This window comes from Streptomyces sp. ITFR-21 (assembly GCF_031844685.1).
Lineage (GTDB): Bacteria > Actinomycetota > Actinomycetes > Streptomycetales > Streptomycetaceae > Actinacidiphila.
Genome location: NZ_CP134605.1, coordinates 3,318,422 through 3,335,030, shown reverse-complemented (window position 1 = coordinate 3,335,030; position 16,609 = coordinate 3,318,422). Strand labels below are relative to the sequence as shown.

At 69.5% G+C, this 16,609-nt stretch carries 12 protein-coding genes and 1 pseudogene; 7 read left to right on the top strand and 6 right to left on the bottom strand.

All coding sequences use genetic code 11. From position 1 onward, the window contains the following. Positions 1 to 177: 177 nt before the first annotated feature. Both RLT57_RS14475 and RLT57_RS14470 read left to right on the top strand, forming a co-directional pair. Positions 178 to 2,940 carry a transglycosylase domain-containing protein gene (locus RLT57_RS14475; RefSeq protein WP_311297798.1) on the top strand — a complete coding sequence of 921 codons (2,763 nt, stop codon included), beginning with the start codon at positions 178 to 180 and terminating at the stop codon, positions 2,938 to 2,940. Between the two features lie 57 nt (positions 2,941 to 2,997). Next, a complete protein-coding gene (locus RLT57_RS14470; RefSeq protein ID WP_311297797.1) occupies positions 2,998 to 4,461 on the top strand; it encodes a glycosyltransferase family 87 protein in 1,464 nt (487 codons plus the stop codon). Between the two features lie 65 nt (positions 4,462 to 4,526). On the opposite strand, the gene RLT57_RS14465 is transcribed toward RLT57_RS14470, so the two are convergent. From RLT57_RS14465 to RLT57_RS14455, 3 genes are all read right to left on the bottom strand, one after another. Beyond that, positions 4,527 to 5,567, bottom strand: coding sequence for an alanine racemase (locus RLT57_RS14465; protein ID WP_311297796.1), 1,041 nt, complete (start codon positions 5,565 to 5,567; stop codon positions 4,527 to 4,529). A gap of 36 nt (positions 5,568 to 5,603) precedes the next feature. Next, positions 5,604 to 6,725 carry a lipid II:glycine glycyltransferase FemX gene (locus RLT57_RS14460; protein ID WP_311297795.1) on the bottom strand — a complete coding sequence of 374 codons (1,122 nt, stop codon included), beginning with the start codon at positions 6,723 to 6,725 and terminating at the stop codon, positions 5,604 to 5,606. Between the two features lie 119 nt (positions 6,726 to 6,844). Further along, positions 6,845 to 7,144 (bottom strand): hypothetical protein, encoded by a 300-nt coding sequence (locus RLT57_RS14455; RefSeq protein ID WP_311297794.1) that lies wholly within the window; start codon positions 7,142 to 7,144, stop codon positions 6,845 to 6,847. A 248-nt stretch (positions 7,145 to 7,392) separates the two neighbouring features. Between RLT57_RS14455 and rpsF the strand changes: the two genes are divergently transcribed. The 4 genes from rpsF (at position 7,393) to rplI (ending at position 9,107) form a co-directional block, all read left to right on the top strand. Beyond that, on the top strand, positions 7,393 to 7,683 hold the full coding sequence (rpsF, locus tag RLT57_RS14450) for a 30S ribosomal protein S6 (protein ID WP_311297793.1): 291 nt from the start codon (positions 7,393 to 7,395) through the stop codon (positions 7,681 to 7,683). A 90-nt stretch (positions 7,684 to 7,773) separates the two neighbouring features. Next, a complete protein-coding gene (locus RLT57_RS14445; protein ID WP_311297792.1) occupies positions 7,774 to 8,364 on the top strand; it encodes a single-stranded DNA-binding protein in 591 nt (196 codons plus the stop codon). A gap of 39 nt (positions 8,365 to 8,403) precedes the next feature. Further along, a complete protein-coding gene (gene rpsR, locus RLT57_RS14440; protein ID WP_311297791.1) occupies positions 8,404 to 8,640 on the top strand; it encodes a 30S ribosomal protein S18 in 237 nt (78 codons plus the stop codon). A gap of 17 nt (positions 8,641 to 8,657) precedes the next feature. Continuing rightward, positions 8,658 to 9,107, top strand: coding sequence for a 50S ribosomal protein L9 (gene rplI / locus RLT57_RS14435; RefSeq protein WP_311297790.1), 450 nt, complete (start codon positions 8,658 to 8,660; stop codon positions 9,105 to 9,107). Between the two features lie 123 nt (positions 9,108 to 9,230). Here the strand turns inward: rplI and RLT57_RS14430 are convergent, their stop codons facing one another. Continuing rightward, entirely contained in the window at positions 9,231 to 10,643 is a 1,413-nt protein-coding gene (locus RLT57_RS14430) for an MATE family efflux transporter (protein ID WP_399128666.1), read from the bottom strand. Between the two features lie 447 nt (positions 10,644 to 11,090). Between RLT57_RS14430 and dnaB the strand changes: the two genes are divergently transcribed. After that, positions 11,091 to 12,551 carry a replicative DNA helicase gene (gene dnaB, locus RLT57_RS14425; protein WP_311297789.1) on the top strand — a complete coding sequence of 487 codons (1,461 nt, stop codon included), beginning with the start codon at positions 11,091 to 11,093 and terminating at the stop codon, positions 12,549 to 12,551. Positions 12,552 to 12,626: 75 nt separating this feature from the next. On the opposite strand, the pseudogene RLT57_RS14420 reads toward dnaB, so the two are convergent. Further along, a pseudogene (locus RLT57_RS14420) lies at positions 12,627 to 13,034 on the bottom strand (SDR family NAD(P)-dependent oxidoreductase); the annotation flags it as partial. A 120-nt stretch (positions 13,035 to 13,154) separates the two neighbouring features. Beyond that, on the bottom strand, positions 13,155 to 16,466 hold the full coding sequence (locus RLT57_RS14415) for a discoidin domain-containing protein (RefSeq protein WP_311297787.1): 3,312 nt from the start codon (positions 16,464 to 16,466) through the stop codon (positions 13,155 to 13,157). Positions 16,467 to 16,609 lie beyond the last annotated feature (143 nt).

The following is a 16,609-nucleotide window of genomic DNA, read 5'->3' as shown; positions in this document are numbered from 1 at the left end:
CCCGCGTCTTTTGACCGTGCGTACTCTGTTCGGCATGCGAAGCACCGGGAACCCTGGGACGCCTGTACACGTCTTGATCCACGGTGCGGTGCGACCTGACACAGTCGCACGCAGGGGGACCGACCCGAATGTCATCGTTGCCTTCAGGCCATCCCGCCTGTCGAGGAGTAGCTGTTCATGAGCGAGCACCGTCGCAAGCTGCCGCAGTCGACGCCGCCGCCCGGCGGCGGTCGCGCTGCCGCCCGGCGCGGAGGGCAGCAGCCGGCGCCCCCGCCGTCCGGCGGGCGGCGAGCCGCGGGCGGCCCCGGGCCGAACGGGCAGGTGTCCCCAGGGCCCGCCCCGGACGGCCGGCCGGACCCGGCCGGCGGTTACCCGGGCCGCGAAGAGCAGCCGTACCAGGGCCGCGCCGCCGCCCGCCGCGCCGCCCAGGGCCGCGGCGGCTCCCGGCGCAAGGCGGGGCCTGGCGGCGGGCCGGGCGGCCCCGGCGGCCCGGGGGGTCGCGGCGGGCGCGGACCCGGCCGCCGCCCGGCCAAGAAGCACTTCATCGACTACCCGCGTTTCGGCAAGGAGGGCTGGCGCCACTGGGTGCCGTCCTGGCGCCAGGTGACGGCTGTGGTCATCGGCTCCGTCGGCGCGCTCATCGGCCTGGTCGGCATCGCCTACGCCATGGTCGGCGTCCCGGACGTCAACCTCGCGGCCAAGGCGCAGAACAACGTCTACTTCTGGGACAACGGCGACCAGATGATCGCCACCGGCGGCGAGGTCAACCGCCAGATCATCGGGATCGACGCCATCCCCAAGGGCATGCAGAACGCGGTGATCTCGGCGGAGAACAAGACCTTCGAGACCGACAAGGGCGTCGACCCCATGGGTATCGGGCGCGCCCTGTTCAACATGGCCAGGGGCGGCGAGACGCAGGGCGGCTCGACCATCACCCAGCAGTACGTGAAGAACACCCGGCTCAACCAGGAGCAGACCTTCACCCGCAAGTTCAAGGAACTCTTCATCTCCATCAAGGTCGGCGCGACCATGAAGAAGTCCGAGATCATGGCGGGGTACCTCAACACCTCCTACTTCGGGCGCGGCGCGTACGGCATCCAGGCGGCGGCCCGCACCTACTACGGCGTCGACGCCGACAAGCTCAACCCCAGCCAGTGCGCCCTGCTGGCCGCGCTGCTCAAGGGCCCCACGTACTTCGACCCGGCGGGCAACCCCGGCATCGACCCCAGCGCCACCGCGGCGAACAACCAGCACCGCTCCGAGGAGCGCTGGTCCTGGATCCTCGACCAGGAGGTCAAGGACGGCCGGTTGCCCGCGGCCGAGCGTGCGACGTACACCAAGTACCCGACGCCGCTGCCGCTGAAGACCGACGCGCAGATGGCCGGCCAGATCGGCTACCTGGTGGACCTCGCCAAGAGCTATCTGATCAACAACAACGTCCTCACCGCCGACCAGCTCGCCCAAGGCGGCTACGAAATCCACACCACCTTCCAGAAGCCGAAGGTGGACGCCCTGGAAGCGGCGGTGAAGAAGGTCCAGGCGGCCAACATCAAGCCCGGCGGCAGCCACAAGAACTCCAAGGGCGAGGACGCCGACAAGTTCGTCCAGTTCGGCGGCGCCTCGGTGAATCCCAAGGACGGGGCGATCCTGGCCATCTACGGCGGCACGGACTTCACCCAGCACTTCACCAACAACGCCGACGAGACCGGCGCCCAGGTCGGTTCGACCTTCAAGCCCTTCGTGCTGGCCGCGGCCATGACGCACGGCATACGTGATCCGAAGCTGCCGCCGGTGCAGAGCGACGACGAACGGACGCAGGTCTCGCCGGACAGCTGGTTCAGCGGCAAGGACAACCAGCTCATCAACGACTACACCGGCAAGCCCTGGATCGGCTACGACAAGAACAACCAGCCGTTCCAGTGGCACCAGCCCAACGACGACGGCGACAACTTCCCCCGGGTCACGCTGCGCACCGCGCTGGACAAGTCGCTGAACTCGCCTTATGTCCAGCTCGGCCAGGACGTCGGCACCGACAAGGTGCACGACGCCGCCATCGCGGCCGGCCTGGTCGCGAACTCCAACAACGGCCTGCTGGACTACAAGAACAGCGTGACGTACTCCATCGGTACCTCCTCGCCCAGCGCGATCCGGATGGCCGACGCCTACGCGACCTTCGACAACCACGGTGAGCAGAACGACCCGTACTCGGTGAAGTACCTGGTCCACCAGGGTGAGCAGACCTGGAAGCACCAGACCAAGACCAAGATCGCGTTCCCCGCCCAGGTCGCCGACACCATCACCGGCATGCTCACCGACGTGATCAAGAAGGGCACCGGTACCACCGCCCAGCTGCCCGGCGGCCGGCCCGCCGCGGGCAAGACCGGTACCACCGACGACAACAAGTCGGCGTGGTTCGACGGCTTCACCCCGCAGCTGTCCACCTCGATCGTGATGTTCCGGCGCGACGACCAGGTGCACACCGACAAGCGGACCGGCAAGACGCTCACCAACCCCTTCCAGTCGATGTACGGCACGGCCGGCGAGCTCACCATCCACGGCAACTCCTTCCCGGCGCAGATCTGGAAGGACTACATGGGCACGGTGCTCCAGGGGCAGCCGAAGCTCAGCTTCGACGAACCGAGCGGGAAGGTCGGCGAGGTCATCTACGGCAACGTGCCGAGCCCGACGCCGTCGCCGACGGCGACGACCCCGCCGCCCACGACGCCGCCGCCGACGACGACGCCGCCCATGACCACCCCGCCCAGCCCGACCTGGACGCCGCCGACCCAGCCCACCCCCTCGGACACGCCCACCCAGCCGTGCTTCCCTTGGAACGACGGCTGCAACGCGACCACCACACCGCCGGCCGACCCGACCGAGACGCCGAGCAGCACACCGAGCACGGCGCCGGGGCGCGGACCGGGCAATCCCGGGGGGTGACGGTCCGACGGCCACGGGGGCTCTCGCTCACACCGTTCCGTACGGCAGGATGTCGCCATGACGAGCGTGCGCGACCGTGCAGAGGACGACCGGCGAGAGCTTCCCGTGCGCCCGACCGATGAGGACCCGCTGGCCGCCAGGGCCAGCGACCTCATCGGCGGCCCGGCCGGCCGCTGGGCCATGATCGGCGGACACCGCTGGTGGAACCCGCTGCGGGTGATGGTCCTGGTCGTGATCGGCATGTTCGCGCTCGGCATGGCGCAGAAGGCGTCCTGCTACTCCAGCGGCTGGTTCCAGGGCGGGGACGCGCAGTACATCCACGCCTGCTACTCCGACATCCCGCATCTGTACGCGCAGCGCGGCTTCGCCACCGACCTGGTGCCGTACTTCGACCGCATCCCCGACGCGGTCAGCAGCTCGCCGGACATCCACTACCTGGAGTACCCGGTGCTGACCGGCCTGTTCATGGAGGTCGCGTCCTGGCTGACCCCGCACGGCTCGCCGCAGCACAGCGCGCAGATCTTCTGGATCGCGAACTCCGCGATGCTGATGATCTGCGCGGTGGCGCTGGTGGTGTGCGTGGCGCGGACCAACCGGCGGCGCCCCTGGGACGGCCTGCTCATCGCCTTGTCCCCCGCGCTGGCACTGACCGCCACCATCAACTGGGACCTGTTCGCGGTCGCGCTGGTCGCCGCCGCGACGCTGCTGTGGTCGCGGCGCCACCCGGCCGCGGCCGGCGTGCTGATCGGCCTGGCCGCCTGCGCCAAGATCTACCCGGTACTGCTGCTGGCCGCGCTGTTCATCCTGTGCCTGCGGGCCGGGCGGATGCGGCAGTGGGTGGTCGCGCTCGGCGGCGCCGCCGTCGCCTGGATCCTGGTCAACCTGCCGGTGATGCTGCTCGCACCGGACGGCTGGGCGCAGTTCTACACCTTCAGCCAGAACCGCCACACGGACTACGGCTCCTTCTGGCTGATCATCATGGAGCGCTCGGGCAACCCGCTGACCGGCGTGAACGCGTACGCCACCGCCCTGATGCTGCTGCTGTCCGCCGGCATCGCGGCCATCGCGCTCTACGCCTCGCGCCGCCCCCGGCTCGGGCAGCTCGCCTTCCTGCTGGTGGCCGCGCTGGTGATCAGCGACAAGGTCTACTCACCGCAGTACGTGCTCTGGCTGCTGCCTCTGGCGGTACTGGCCCGGCCGCGCTGGCGCGACCTGCTGATCTGGCAGGGCGCGGAGGTGCTCTATCTCATCGGTATCTGGATGCGGCTGGCGTACGTCACCGGGACCAAGCACCACGGCCTGACCGCGGACGCCTACCACCTGGCCATCGCCGTCCACCTGCTGGGTCTGCTCTACCTGTGCGGCCTGGTGGTACGGGACATCCTCCTGCCGGAGCACGACGTGCTGCGGCAGGGCGGCGAGGACGATCCGACGGGCGGCGTACTGGACGGCGCGGAGGACGTCTTCGTGCTGGGTACGTTCCCGCAGGAGCCTCAGTACGCCGCCCCTGACGGACCCTGACGGACCCTGACGGACCCTGACGGACCCTGACGGCTCCGCGCGGAGCCGGTGCGGGCCCCTCGCTCCTACGCGGGGGCCCGGTCCACGACCCGGTCGAACTGGGTCGTGGTGTGCCGCAGGTGCGCCACCAGCTCGTCGCCGACGGCGGGTGGCGCCACGTCGCTCGGCAGGAACAGGATCGACACCTGCATGTGCGGCGGCTCGGCGAACCACCGCTGCTTGCCCGCCCACACGAAGGGCGACAGGTTGCGGTTGACGGTGGCCAGCCCGGCCCGCGCCACCCCCTTGGCCCGCGGCATCAGCCCGTGCAGCGCCTTGGGCGCCTCCAGACCGACGCCGTGCGAGGTGCCGCCCGCCACCACGACCAGATGGCCGTCCGCGGCGGACTTCTCCTGCCGGTAGCCGTAGCGCTCGTTCTTGGCGATCCGGGTGACGTCCAGCACCGCGCCCCGGTACTCGGTGGCGTCGTGGTCGCCCAGCCACAGCCGGGTGCCGATCCGGGCCCGGAACCGGGTCTGCGGGAACTGCTGCTGGAGCGTGGCCAGCTCGGTGGCCTTGAGGTGGCTGACGAACATGGTGTGCAGCGGCAGCCGCGCGGCCCGCAGTCGCTCCATCCAGGCGAAGACCTCCTCCACCGCGTCGCTGCCGTCGGTACGGTCCAGCGGCAGGTGGATGGCGAAGCCCTCGAGGCGTACGTCGTCGATCGCGGTGTGCAGCTTCGGCAGGTCGTCCTCGGCGACGCCGTGCCGCCGCATGGAGCTCATCACCTCCACCACGACCCGGGCGCCGACCAGCCCGCGTACCCCCTCCACCGAGGACACCGAGCGGATCGCCCGGTCCGGCAGCGGCACCGGCTCCTCGCCGAGCCGGTAGGGGGTCAGCACCAGCAGGTCGCCGCCGAAGAAGTCCTTGATCCGGGCCGCCTCGTACGTCGTGCCGACGGCGAGCATGCCGGCGCGCAGCCGGGTCGCCTCGTCGGCGAGGCGCTCGTGGCCGAAGCCGTAGCCGTTCCCCTTGCAGACGGGCACGATGCCGGGGAACTGGTCCACCACGGACTGCTGGTGAGCACGCCAGCGTGCTGTGTCGACGTACAGGGTGAGCGCCATGGCCTGGTCAGGACCTTCCTTGTGGTAGTCGGCCGGTCAGCGGCGCGACATGTAGATGTCGAGTGCCTTGTGGAGCAGCTTGTTGAGCGGGAAATCCCACTCGCCCAAGTATTCGGCAGCCTGGCCGCCGGTGCCCACCTTGAACTGGATCAGGCCGAACAAGTGGTCGTTCTCGTCCAGGGAGTCGCTGATGCCGCGCAGATCGTAGACGCTGGCGCCCATCGCGTACGCGTCGCGCAGCATCCGCCACTGCATCGCGTTGGACGGACGCACCTCGCGCTTGTGGTTGGCGGAGGCGCCGTAGGAGTACCAGACGTGGCGGCCGACGGTCAGCATGGTGGCCGCGGCGACCGCCTCGCCCTCGTGCACCGCCAGGTAGAGCCGCATCCGGTTGGGGTCCTCGGAGTTGAGCTTGGTCCACATCCGCTGGAAGTACGACAGCGGGCGCGGCCGGAAGTGGTCGCGCTCCGCGGTGATCTCGTACAGCTGCTGCCAGACCGGCAGGTCGTCGTAGCCGCCCTGGACCACCTGGACGCCGGCCTTCTCGGCCTTCTTGATGTTGCGGCGCCACAGCTGGTTGAAGTTCTTCAGGATGTCGTCCAGTGAGCGGTTCTCCAGCGGCACCTGGTAGACGTAGCGCGGCTGGACGTCGCCGAAGCCCGCGCCGCCGTCCTCGCCCTGCTGCCAGCCCATCCGGCGCAGCCGCTCGGCCACCTCGAAGGCGCGCGGCTCGATGAAGGTCGCCTCCACGTCGCGCAGCCGCTTGACGTCCGGATCGGCGATACCGGTCTTGATCGCGGTGGCGTCCCAGCGGCGGATGATCACCGGCGGGCCCATCTTCACGGTGAAGGCGCCCTGCGACTTGAGGTGGGCCAGCATCGGCTGGAGCCAGTCGTCGAGGTTGGGCGCGTACCAGTTGATGACCGGGCCCTCGGGCAGGTACGCCAGGTACCGCTTGACCTTGGGGAGCTGCCGGTAGAGGACGAGGCCGGCGCCGACCATCTGGCCGGACTTGTCGTCGAACCAGCCGAGGTTCTCCGACCGCCACTCGTTTTTCACATCAGCCCATGCCGGCACCTGGCAGTGGCTCGCCGACGGCAGGCTCTGGATGTACGCCAGGTGCTGCTCGCGGCTGATGGTCCTCAGGGTCAGGCTCATACGGGGCGCTCCCCATGCTCAGACTGCGGGCTTTACTGGCCAGAAGCCTACTGTGAGGGGGGAAGCGCCGCCGCTACTACCTGGGCGCCGCGTGGTAGGGAACGGCGCGGCCGGGACGGCTACCAGAAGCCTCCGTGCGCCATGCCCAGGTAGAAGCCGAGTCCGGACATGCCCAGGCCGATGATCAGGGCGTAACGCTCGGCGGTGGTCACCGAGATGTACTGGCCCCAGCCGCCGGTGAGGATGCCGGCCAGTCCGGTCCAGGTGCTGACCGCGTGCAGGCCGTGGAAGCCGGCGGTGGCGACGGCGGCGACGCCGAGTACGAACGTGACCGCGAGGAGCGTGTTCTCCAGCGGATGGGGCCGGCCGTCGGTGTTGAAGGTGAGGTGGTGGGTCCGTGCCGCGTGCTGTTGTGCCATGGGGCACCTCCGTGACGGAGTAGCCGGCGCCAGACGGCGCCGTACACACCCGATGTGTACAGATTGCGGTCATTAGGGGCCGGATTTCAACCCGGGCGACGTACCCGGGTAGTCTGTACGGTCTGCACCGGTAATCCTCCGCGGGCCCGGTCACTGTCGGTGGCCCGCGCTACCGTTGCGACGCAAGCCAAACCCTCCTGCCACGGAAACGCCGTGGCCGCCTGAGTCCAAAGGAGGTGGGTTCCACTATGCGTCACTACGAGCTCATGCTCATTCTCGACCCCGATCTTGAGGAGCGCGCTGTCTCCCCGCTGATCGAGTCCTTCCTCTCCGTCGTCCGCACCGGTGGCGGCAACGTGGAGAAGGTCGACACCTGGGGCCGTCGCCGTCTCGCCTACGAGATCAACAAGAAGCCCGAGGGCATCTACTCGGTCGTCGACCTCAAGGCCACGCCCGAGGTCGTCAAGGAGCTCGACCGTCAGCTCAACCTGAACGAGTCGGTGCTGCGGACCAAGGTCCTCCGTCCGGAACTGCACTAGTCACTTCCTCCGGTGACCTGGTCGCCGGTCCGGAGTCCGAGCAGCAGTCAGCACAGCCAGCACAGCCATAGCCAGTCGAGAGGTCATCCCATGGCAGGCGAGACCGTCATCACGGTCGTCGGCAATCTCGTCGACGACCCCGAGCTGCGCTTCACCCCGTCCGGTGCGGCGGTCGCGAAGTTCCGCGTCGCGTCCACTCCCCGCACCTTCGACCGGCAGACCAACGAGTGGAAGGACGGCGAGAGCCTGTTCCTGACCTGCTCGGTCTGGCGGCAGGCGGCTGAGAACGTCGCCGAGTCGCTCCAGCGCGGCATGCGCGTCATCGTGCAGGGCCGCCTGAAGCAGCGGTCGTACGAGGACCGTGAGGGCGTCAAGCGGACGGTCTACGAACTGGACGTCGACGAGGTCGGCGCCAGCCTGCGGAGCGCGACCGCCAAGGTCACCAAGACCAGCGGCGGCAGCCGCAGCGGTCAGCCGGGTGGCTACGGCGGTGGCGCACCGGCCGGTGGCCAGGGCGGTGGCTCCTGGGGTGGCCAGGGCGGCGGCGCTCCCGTCGACGACCCCTGGGCGACCAGCGCACCGGCCGGCGGCGGCCAGGCGGGCGGCGGCGCGCCCGGTGGCGGCTGGGGCGGCGGCTCCGGTTCCTCCGGCGGCGGCTACTCGGACGAGCCGCCCTTCTAGGGCGGATCCACAACTTCTTGATCGCATAGGAGAATCACCATGGCGAAGCCGCCTCCGCGCAAGCCGAAGAAGAAGGTCTGCGCGTTCTGCAAGGACAAGACCGTGTACGTGGACTACAAGGACACGAACCTGCTGCGGAAGTTCATTTCCGACCGCGGCAAGATCCGTGCCCGCCGCGTCACCGGCAACTGCACCCAGCACCAGCGTGACGTCGCGACGGCAGTCAAGAACAGCCGCGAGATGGCACTGCTGCCGTATACGTCGACCGCTCGATAAGGAAGGGTGACCGAAGCATGTCCAAGATCATCCTTACCAACGAGGTCAGCGGCCTGGGTGCCGCGGGCGACATCGTCGACGTCAAGCCGGGCTACGCCCGTAACTACCTGATCCCGCGGGGCTTCGCCATCGCGTGGACCAAGGGTGGCGAGAAGGACGTCGAGCAGATCCGCCGCGCCCGTCGTATCCGCGAGATCCACTCGCTGGAGGACGCGAACGCCGTCAAGGCCCAGCTGCAGTCCGTCAAGGTCAAGCTGAGCACCAGGGCCGGCGACACCGGCCGCCTCTTCGGGTCCATCACCCCCGCCGACATCGCCACGGCGATCAAGGCCGCGGGCGGTCCCGTGGTGGACAAGCGCCGGGTCGAGGTCGCCGCGCCGATCAAGACGCTCGGCGCGCACAAGGTCTCGGTGCGGCTGCACCCCGAGGTCGCGGTTGTGGTCGACCTGGAGATCGTGGCCGCGTAGCGGTCGATGTTCCACGTGGAACATCCCGCTCGGAGCTGATTCGGGTGGGATGTTCCACGTGGAACACAGAGGGCCGGACGTCCCGTTCTCGGGCGTCCGGCCTTTGTGGTGTTGCGACCTGTCTCAGCGGACCGCGCCGACGACGATCCAACGGCCCGAACGGGCCCGCAACCAGAGGGCGGCGAGCCGGGTGACCATCATCAGCGCCATCGCCCACCACAGGGCCGTCAGACCCCAGTCGAGGGCCGGCACGGCGAACGCCGCGGGGGCGAAGACCGCCAGCGTCACCAGCATCGACCAGGCGAGGTACGGTCCGTCCCCGGCGCCCATGAGCACCCCGTCCAGGACGAAGACCACCCCGCACACCGGTTGCGCCGCAGCCACCACCAGCAGCGCGGCCATGAGCGCATGCCGTACTGCCGGATCGGCGGTGTACAGCGGCCCGACCAGCGGCCGGGCCGCCAGCACCAGCAGTCCCAGGACGACCCCGCAGGCCGCCCCCCACTCGATCATCCGGCGGCAGGCGGCCCGCGCACCTTCGGTATCGCCCGCGCCCAGAGAGCGGCCGATGACGGCCTGCCCGGCGATGGCGATGGCGTCCAGCGCGAAGGCCAGCAGCGACCAGACGGTGAGGGTGATCTGGTGGGCCGCTATCTGGCTGTCGCCGAGCCGGGCGGCCACGGCGGTGGCGATCATCAGTACCGCGCGCAGGGTGACCGTACGCACCAGCAGGGGGGTGCCGGCGCGGGCACCGGCGCGGATGCCGGCGGCGTCCGGGCGCAGCACGGCCCACCAGCCGGCGCTGTCACGTCCCGGCGCCTGCCGGGTCTGCCGACGGATCCCGCGTACCACCACCGTGAGGTAGACCGCGGCCATGCCGTTCTGGGTGATGACCGTGCCCCACGCGGAACCCGCGATGCCGAGCCCGGCGCCGTAGACGAGGGCGGCGTTGAGGGTGGCGTTGGCGGTGAAGCCGCCGACGGCCACATAGAGCGGTGTGCGGGTGTCCTGGAGGCCGCGTAGTACTCCGGTGGCGGCGAGCACCACCAGCATCGCGGGGATGCCGAGCGAACTGATCCGCAGATAGGTGGTGGCGTACGGCGCCGCCGTGCCGGAGGCGCCGAAGAAGTCCACCAGGGCGGGCGCGGCGGGCAGCACTCCGGCGATCACCGCGGCGCCGATCAGCAGGGCGAGCCAGACGCCGTCCACCCCCTGCCGCAGAGCCGCCGGCAGGTCACCCGCGCCGACCCGGCGGGCGACGGCCGAGGTGGTGGCATAGGCCAGGAAGACGAAGATGTTGACCGCGGTGGTCAGCAGGGCGGCGGAGACGCCGAGGCCGGCGAGTTCAGCGGTGCCGAGATGGCCGACAACCGCGCTGTCCACCATCACGAACAGCGGTTCGGCGACCAGCGCGCCGAACGCGGGCAGCGCCAGGGCGATGATCTCCCGGTCGTGCCGGCCCCGTACCGGTCCGGGGAGGCGGGCGGGGTCCTGCTGCTCGGGGGGTTCGACGACCGGGTTCACAGGGGACAGCATAATCATCCACAAGTAAGAGGTGAATACGGTGAACGATCATTACGGGTGACTGCGTAGAGTGATCTCCTCCGTGTTGTTCGTGGCGATCTTGAACCGCCCGGAAAAGTTTTTCTCCTGCACAGGCTATGGATGAAGAAAGATCAGGTCAGGGTGGGTTTCGCTGGCTGATGCTCAGCTTGTCCACAGCGCCGTCCCAAGGGCTGTACACAGGTTCGGGGTAGTTCTCCACAGCTATGCGGCCGTCGTCCACATCCCCTGTGGATAACGGGGTTGGTCCGGGTGCTCCGGGGCCCTACCGTGGAGCCTTCCCGGCGTTCACGACGCGACCGCGTGCGAAGGCCGGGTGGCGCGTTCATGAGAGCTGTGCCGTGAAAGAGTGGCACGCACGCGCGGGTCCGGGAGGACCGGTCGGAGGGGAGGGAGGGGACGGGAATGAGCCAACCCCGGATGAGCCAGCCCGAGCCCTCCGACGACAGCTGGGCGGAGCTTCCGCCCGACGAACCGGCCGCCGTCAGCCCCTTCCGCAAGAGGAGCAGCCAGGACGACGGTCAGGGCGTCGGCCGCTACTCCGAGGGCGGTGGCGGATTCGAGCGGGTCCCACCGCAGGACCTGGACGCCGAACAGTCCGTGCTCGGCGGCATGCTGCTCTCCAAGGACGCCATCGCCGACGTGGTGGAGGTGCTCAAAGGCGCCGACTTCTACCGCCCGGCGCACGAGACCATCTACAACGCGATCCTCGACCTCTACGCCAAGGGCGAGCCCGCCGACCCGATCACCGCCGCCGCCGAACTCACCAAGCGCGGCGAGATCGCCCGCGTCGGCGGCACCCCCTACCTGCACACCCTCGTCAACGCGGTGCCCACCGCCGCCAACGCCGAGTACTACGCCGAGATCGTCCACGAACGGGCCGTACTGCGCCGCCTGGTCGAGGCCGGCACCCGCATCACCCAGATGGGATACGCGGCCGACGGCGACGTCGACGAGATCGTCAACAACGCCCAGGCCGAGATCTACGCGGTCACCGAACAGCGCACATCCGAGGACTACCTGCCGCTCGGCGACATCATGGAGGGCGCGCTCGACGAGATCGAGGCGATCGGCTCCCGCAGCGGCCAGATGTCCGGCGTCCCGACCGGCTTCACCGACCTGGACTCCCTCACCAACGGGCTGCACCCCGGCCAGATGATCGTCATCGCGGCCCGTCCCGCCATGGGCAAGTCGACGCTGGCGCTGGACTTCGCCCGCACCTGCTCCATCGCCAACAAGATGCCCAGCGTCATCTTCTCCCTGGAGATGGGCCGCAACGAGATCGCGATGCGCCTGCTGTCCGCCGAGGCCCGCGTGGCCCTCCACCACATGCGCTCCGGCACCATGACCGACGACGACTGGACCAAGGTCGCCCGCCGGATGTCCGACGTCACCGAGGCGCCCCTCTACATCGACGACTCCCCGAACCTGTCGATGATGGAGATCCGCGCCAAGTGCCGCCGCCTCAAGCAGCGCAACGACCTCCGGCTGGTCGTCATCGACTACCTCCAGCTGATGCAGTCCGGCGGCTCCCGCCGCCCGGAGAGCCGCCAGCAGGAGGTCTCCGACATGTCCCGCAACCTCAAGCTCCTCGCCAAGGAGCTCGAGGTCCCGGTCATCGCCCTCTCCCAGCTCAACCGCGGCCCCGAACAGCGCACCGACAAGAAGCCGATGGTCTCCGACCTGCGCGAGTCCGGCTCCATCGAGCAGGACGCCGACATGGTGATCCTCCTCCACCGCGAGGACGCCTACGAGAAGGAATCCCCTCGCGCCGGCGAAGCCGACCTCATCGTCGCCAAACACCGCAACGGCCCCACCGCCACCATCACCGTCGCCTTCCAGGGCCACTACAGCCGCTTCGTCGACATGGCCCAGACCTGAGGGATCGCCGTGGCGGCGCGGCCGGGGATGGGGCCGCCGACCACGGGTTCACCGGGTACCGGGTCCCTCCGGCTCTCATTCCGTGTCGAAGTCCGTACCGCGGGAGATCTTGTCCCACCCGGTGAGTTCGGCCCGGACGGAGTCCAGGGGTGCGGTCAGGAAGTCGACCGCGTCGTGGCCGAGGGCGAGCCGGAGCGGGGTCTTCTCGGCGTCCGGGGCCAGCAGGATCACCGCGGCGGCCTTCGCCGGGTCGCCGGGCTGGCTGCCGTCGCCGCCCTGCTCCATCTTCCGGGTAACGCCGACCTTCTCCGCGTACGCCGGGTTCTCCGCGGAGAAGTACACCGCGCCCTTGCCGAACAGGTCGGTACGGAACGCGCCGGGCTCAACGATCAGCACCTTGATGCCGAAAGGCGCCACCTCGTCGGCCAAGCCCTCCGACAGCTGCTCCAGCGCGGCCTTGGTCGCGTTGTCCGGGGCCGCCCCGTCGACAGGTTTCATCCTTCTTCAGGCACCGGGGCGGTGTCCGAGTACCGCTGTGGCCCGCACAGGGGCGCCCCCGGTCCTGGAAGGGGGCCGGGGGCGCCTGTCGGGCAGGGGGAGGAGTTACGAGGTGGCGGTCCAGACGAAGGTGGCGGAGCCGGTGGCACCCGCCGCGTTCCTCGCGGTGACCGTCACGGTGTACGTACCGGACTTGGTGGCCGCCCCGGTGAAGCGGCCGGCGGAGCTGAGGCTGATGCCCGGCGGAAGGCCGGCCGCGGTGTAGGTCAGGCCGGTGGAGGCGGGGTCGAAGGTCCAGTTGATCGGGGAGTGGACAGGGCCGCTCATGCCGGACGGGTTGGGTACGGTGAGCGGCGCCGCGGTCGCGGCCGTCGTGGCGGCGGACGCCTTCGCGCCGTCCGTCGCGGCCTTGGCGGCGTTGACGGTGGTCGGCACGTTGAGGTTGCCGGTCAGCGGGAGGTTCCGCGAGGAGTCGCCCACCAGGATCTGGTAGCTGCCCGCCGTAGTCGTCCAGTTGTTGGTGCCGGTGTTCCAGTAGGCGAGGTCGTGGGTGCTGACCGTGAAGGACACGGTCTGCGCCTGGCCCGGGTTGAGCGTCACCCGCTGGTAGCCGCGCAGCTGGTGCACGGGCTCACCGGTGGACGCCGGGTCGCCGACATACAGCTGGGCGATTTCGGCACCGGTCCGCGAGCCGGTGTTGGTCACCGTGGCCGTGACCGTCGCGTTGCCGCCGTTCAGCGCCCCGACCTGCAGGTTGCTGAAGGCGAAGCTGGTGTACGACAGGCCGAAGCCGAATGGGAACAGCGGAGTGATATTTTGCGCGTCGTACCACTTGTAGCCGACCTTGAGGCCCTCGCTGTACTGCACCTGCCCGTTGGTGCCCGGCCACTGCGCCGGGGTGTTCGCGGGCACGTCCGCCAGCGACTTCGGGAAGGTGACCGGCAGCTTGCCCGACGGGGTGACGTCGCCGAAGATCAGCGCCGCCATCGCCGTGCCGATCTGCTGGCCCGGGTAGAAGGCCTCGAAGACCCCCGCGACCTGGTTCAGCCACGGCATGTTGATCGCCGAGTTGTTGTTGAGCACCACGATCGTGCGCGGGTTGGCCGCGGCCACCTGGGCGATCATGTCGTTCTGGCTGACCGTGCTGCCGCCGTTGTTGGGCAGGTCGAGGGTGGTGGTGTCGTGCTCCTCGTTGCCGTAGTTGTCGGATGCGTAGACGATCGCCACATCGGAGCTGCGGGCCAGCGTGACCGCCGACGCGAGGTTCGTCGCGTCGTTGTACTGCACGGTCGTACCGGTGCCCGCCACCCGGTTCTGGATGCCGGTGATCGGCCACACCGTCCCGGAACTGGTCACCGTGGCGCTGCCGCCGCCGATGCTCTGCACACCGGCCCCGCCGTCCCAGCCGATCACCGCGATCGAGTGGGTGGTGGAGGTGGACAGCGGCAGGACGCCGTTGTTCTTCAGCAGGACCGCGCCTTCCTCGGCTCCCTGGAGGGCGACCTGGACGTGCGCGGGGGTGGTGACGCTCGCGTCGTGCGAGCCGCTGGGCGCCTTGTCGAACAGGCCGAACGCGAAGAACTGGGTGAGCAGCCGGCTCACCATCGTGTTCAGCGTGGTCTGGCTGACCGTGCCGTTGGCCACCGCCTGGGCGAGGAAGTCCGCGAAGAAGTACCCGTTGGGCATCTCGACCGTCAGACCCGTGTTCGCCGACTCCACTGTGGAGTGGGTGCCGCCCCAGTCGCTGGTGACGAAGCCGCCGAAGTTCGCCTGCTGGTACAGACCGGTGTTGAGCAGGTCCGGGTTCTGGCAGGCCGGCACGCTGTTGACGATGCTGTAGGCGCACATCGCCGCGGCAGGCGAGCCCTGCTGGATCGCGGCCTGGAAGGCCGGCAGATACAGCTCCTGCATGGTCCGCTTGTCGACGATGACCGTACCGGCCGGGTTCTCGATGTTGTAGACGGCCACGTGCTTCATCTCGGCCATCACGCCCTGGCTCTGGATACCGCGGATGTCCGCGGCGGCCAGCCGGCCGTTGAGGTACGGGTCCTCGCTGAAGCTCTCGAAGGAGCGGCCCCAGCGCGGGTCACGCACGATGTTCAGCGTCGGGCCGAGCGCCACCTGCACGCCCTTCCCGGCGAACTCGGCGCCGATCGCGGCACCGTACTGCTGCTCCAGAGCGTCGTCCCAGGTAGCCGCGGACGCGTTGCCGGACGGCATCTGGGTGACGCCGCCGACGCCGTCACCGACGCCCGCCGGGCCGTCCTGCAGCCCGATGTCGGGGATGCACAGCGACGGTATGCCAGTGATGTTGCCGATGTACGGGGTCGCGCTGTTGTTGCCGTGCAGGATCGACACCTTCTGGGCGGTGGTCATCTGCGCCAGGACCTGGCTGACCCGGGTCGCGACCGGTGCCGTCGAACCGACCCACGGGCAACTGCCGTTGCCGCCGCTGGGCGGCGGGCTGGTGGTGCTGGTGCTGCCCGCCGTCAGGACGGTGAACTCCCAGAGCGAGTAGCCGTACGGCGTGGCCCGGACGGTGCCGTAGAGCCGGATGTAGCGACCGGTGCCGGTGAAGGAGAGGTTCTCCACCCCGCCCGCACCGGTGGTCGTCGAGTAGACCGTGTTCCACGTGGAACCGTTGTCCGAGGTCTGGATCTGGTACGACTTCGCGTACGCGGTCTCCCACGTCAGCTGTGCACCGCAGACGGCCTGCGAGGTCCCGAGGTCGACCTGGAGCCACTGGGGGTCGGACGCGGCGCTGGACCAGCGGGTGCCCGCGTTGCCGTCGAAGGCGGCCGAGGCGGGGAAGGCGGCGTTTTCGGTGGAGGACGCGGTGGCGGGCTTGCCGAGTGCGGCCGTGGTGGTACCGCACGTGGCCGGCGGGGTGGTATCTCCGGAGCCGCCGTAGACCTGGAACTCCCAGAGCGAGTAGCCCCATTGGGTGCCCCGGACCGTGCCGTACATCCGCACGTAGCGGCCGGTGCCGGTGACGTTCAGCGTCTGGGTGCCGCCGGTGCCGGTCGTCGTGGAGTAGATGTCGTTCCACGTGGAACCGTCGGCCGAGGTCTGGATCTTGAACGCTTTGCCGTAAGCGGTCTCCCAGTTGAGCACCACCTGGGTGATCGGCTGGCTCGACCCGAGGTCGACCTGGATCCATTGCGGGTCGGACGCGGCGCTGGACCAGCGGGTACCGGTGTCGCCGTCCACCGCCGCGCCGGCGACGAACGCGTCCTGAACGGAGGACGCGGTGGCCGGCTTGCCCTGCGAGAGCAGCACGGGCGTGGCCGCATGGGACGAGGTCGGCACCAAGGAGAGGTAGGCCGAGGCGATCAGGATCAGGGCGAGCAGCACGATGCCCTGAGGGGATCGGAAACGTTTACGGACAATGGAGAGCCCAAGTGGGGTGACCCTCATGTGTGCTCCTACAGGTCGGGACGGCTCGTAGAGGTGGGGGGACCGACACCGCGACAGATGGCGTCGCGGCCCGTGCGGCAAGGCGGCAGCCAGTGAGGAGCCCTGATTGAGAGCGCTCTCTGGCCGAGGGGATGTCTACGCCC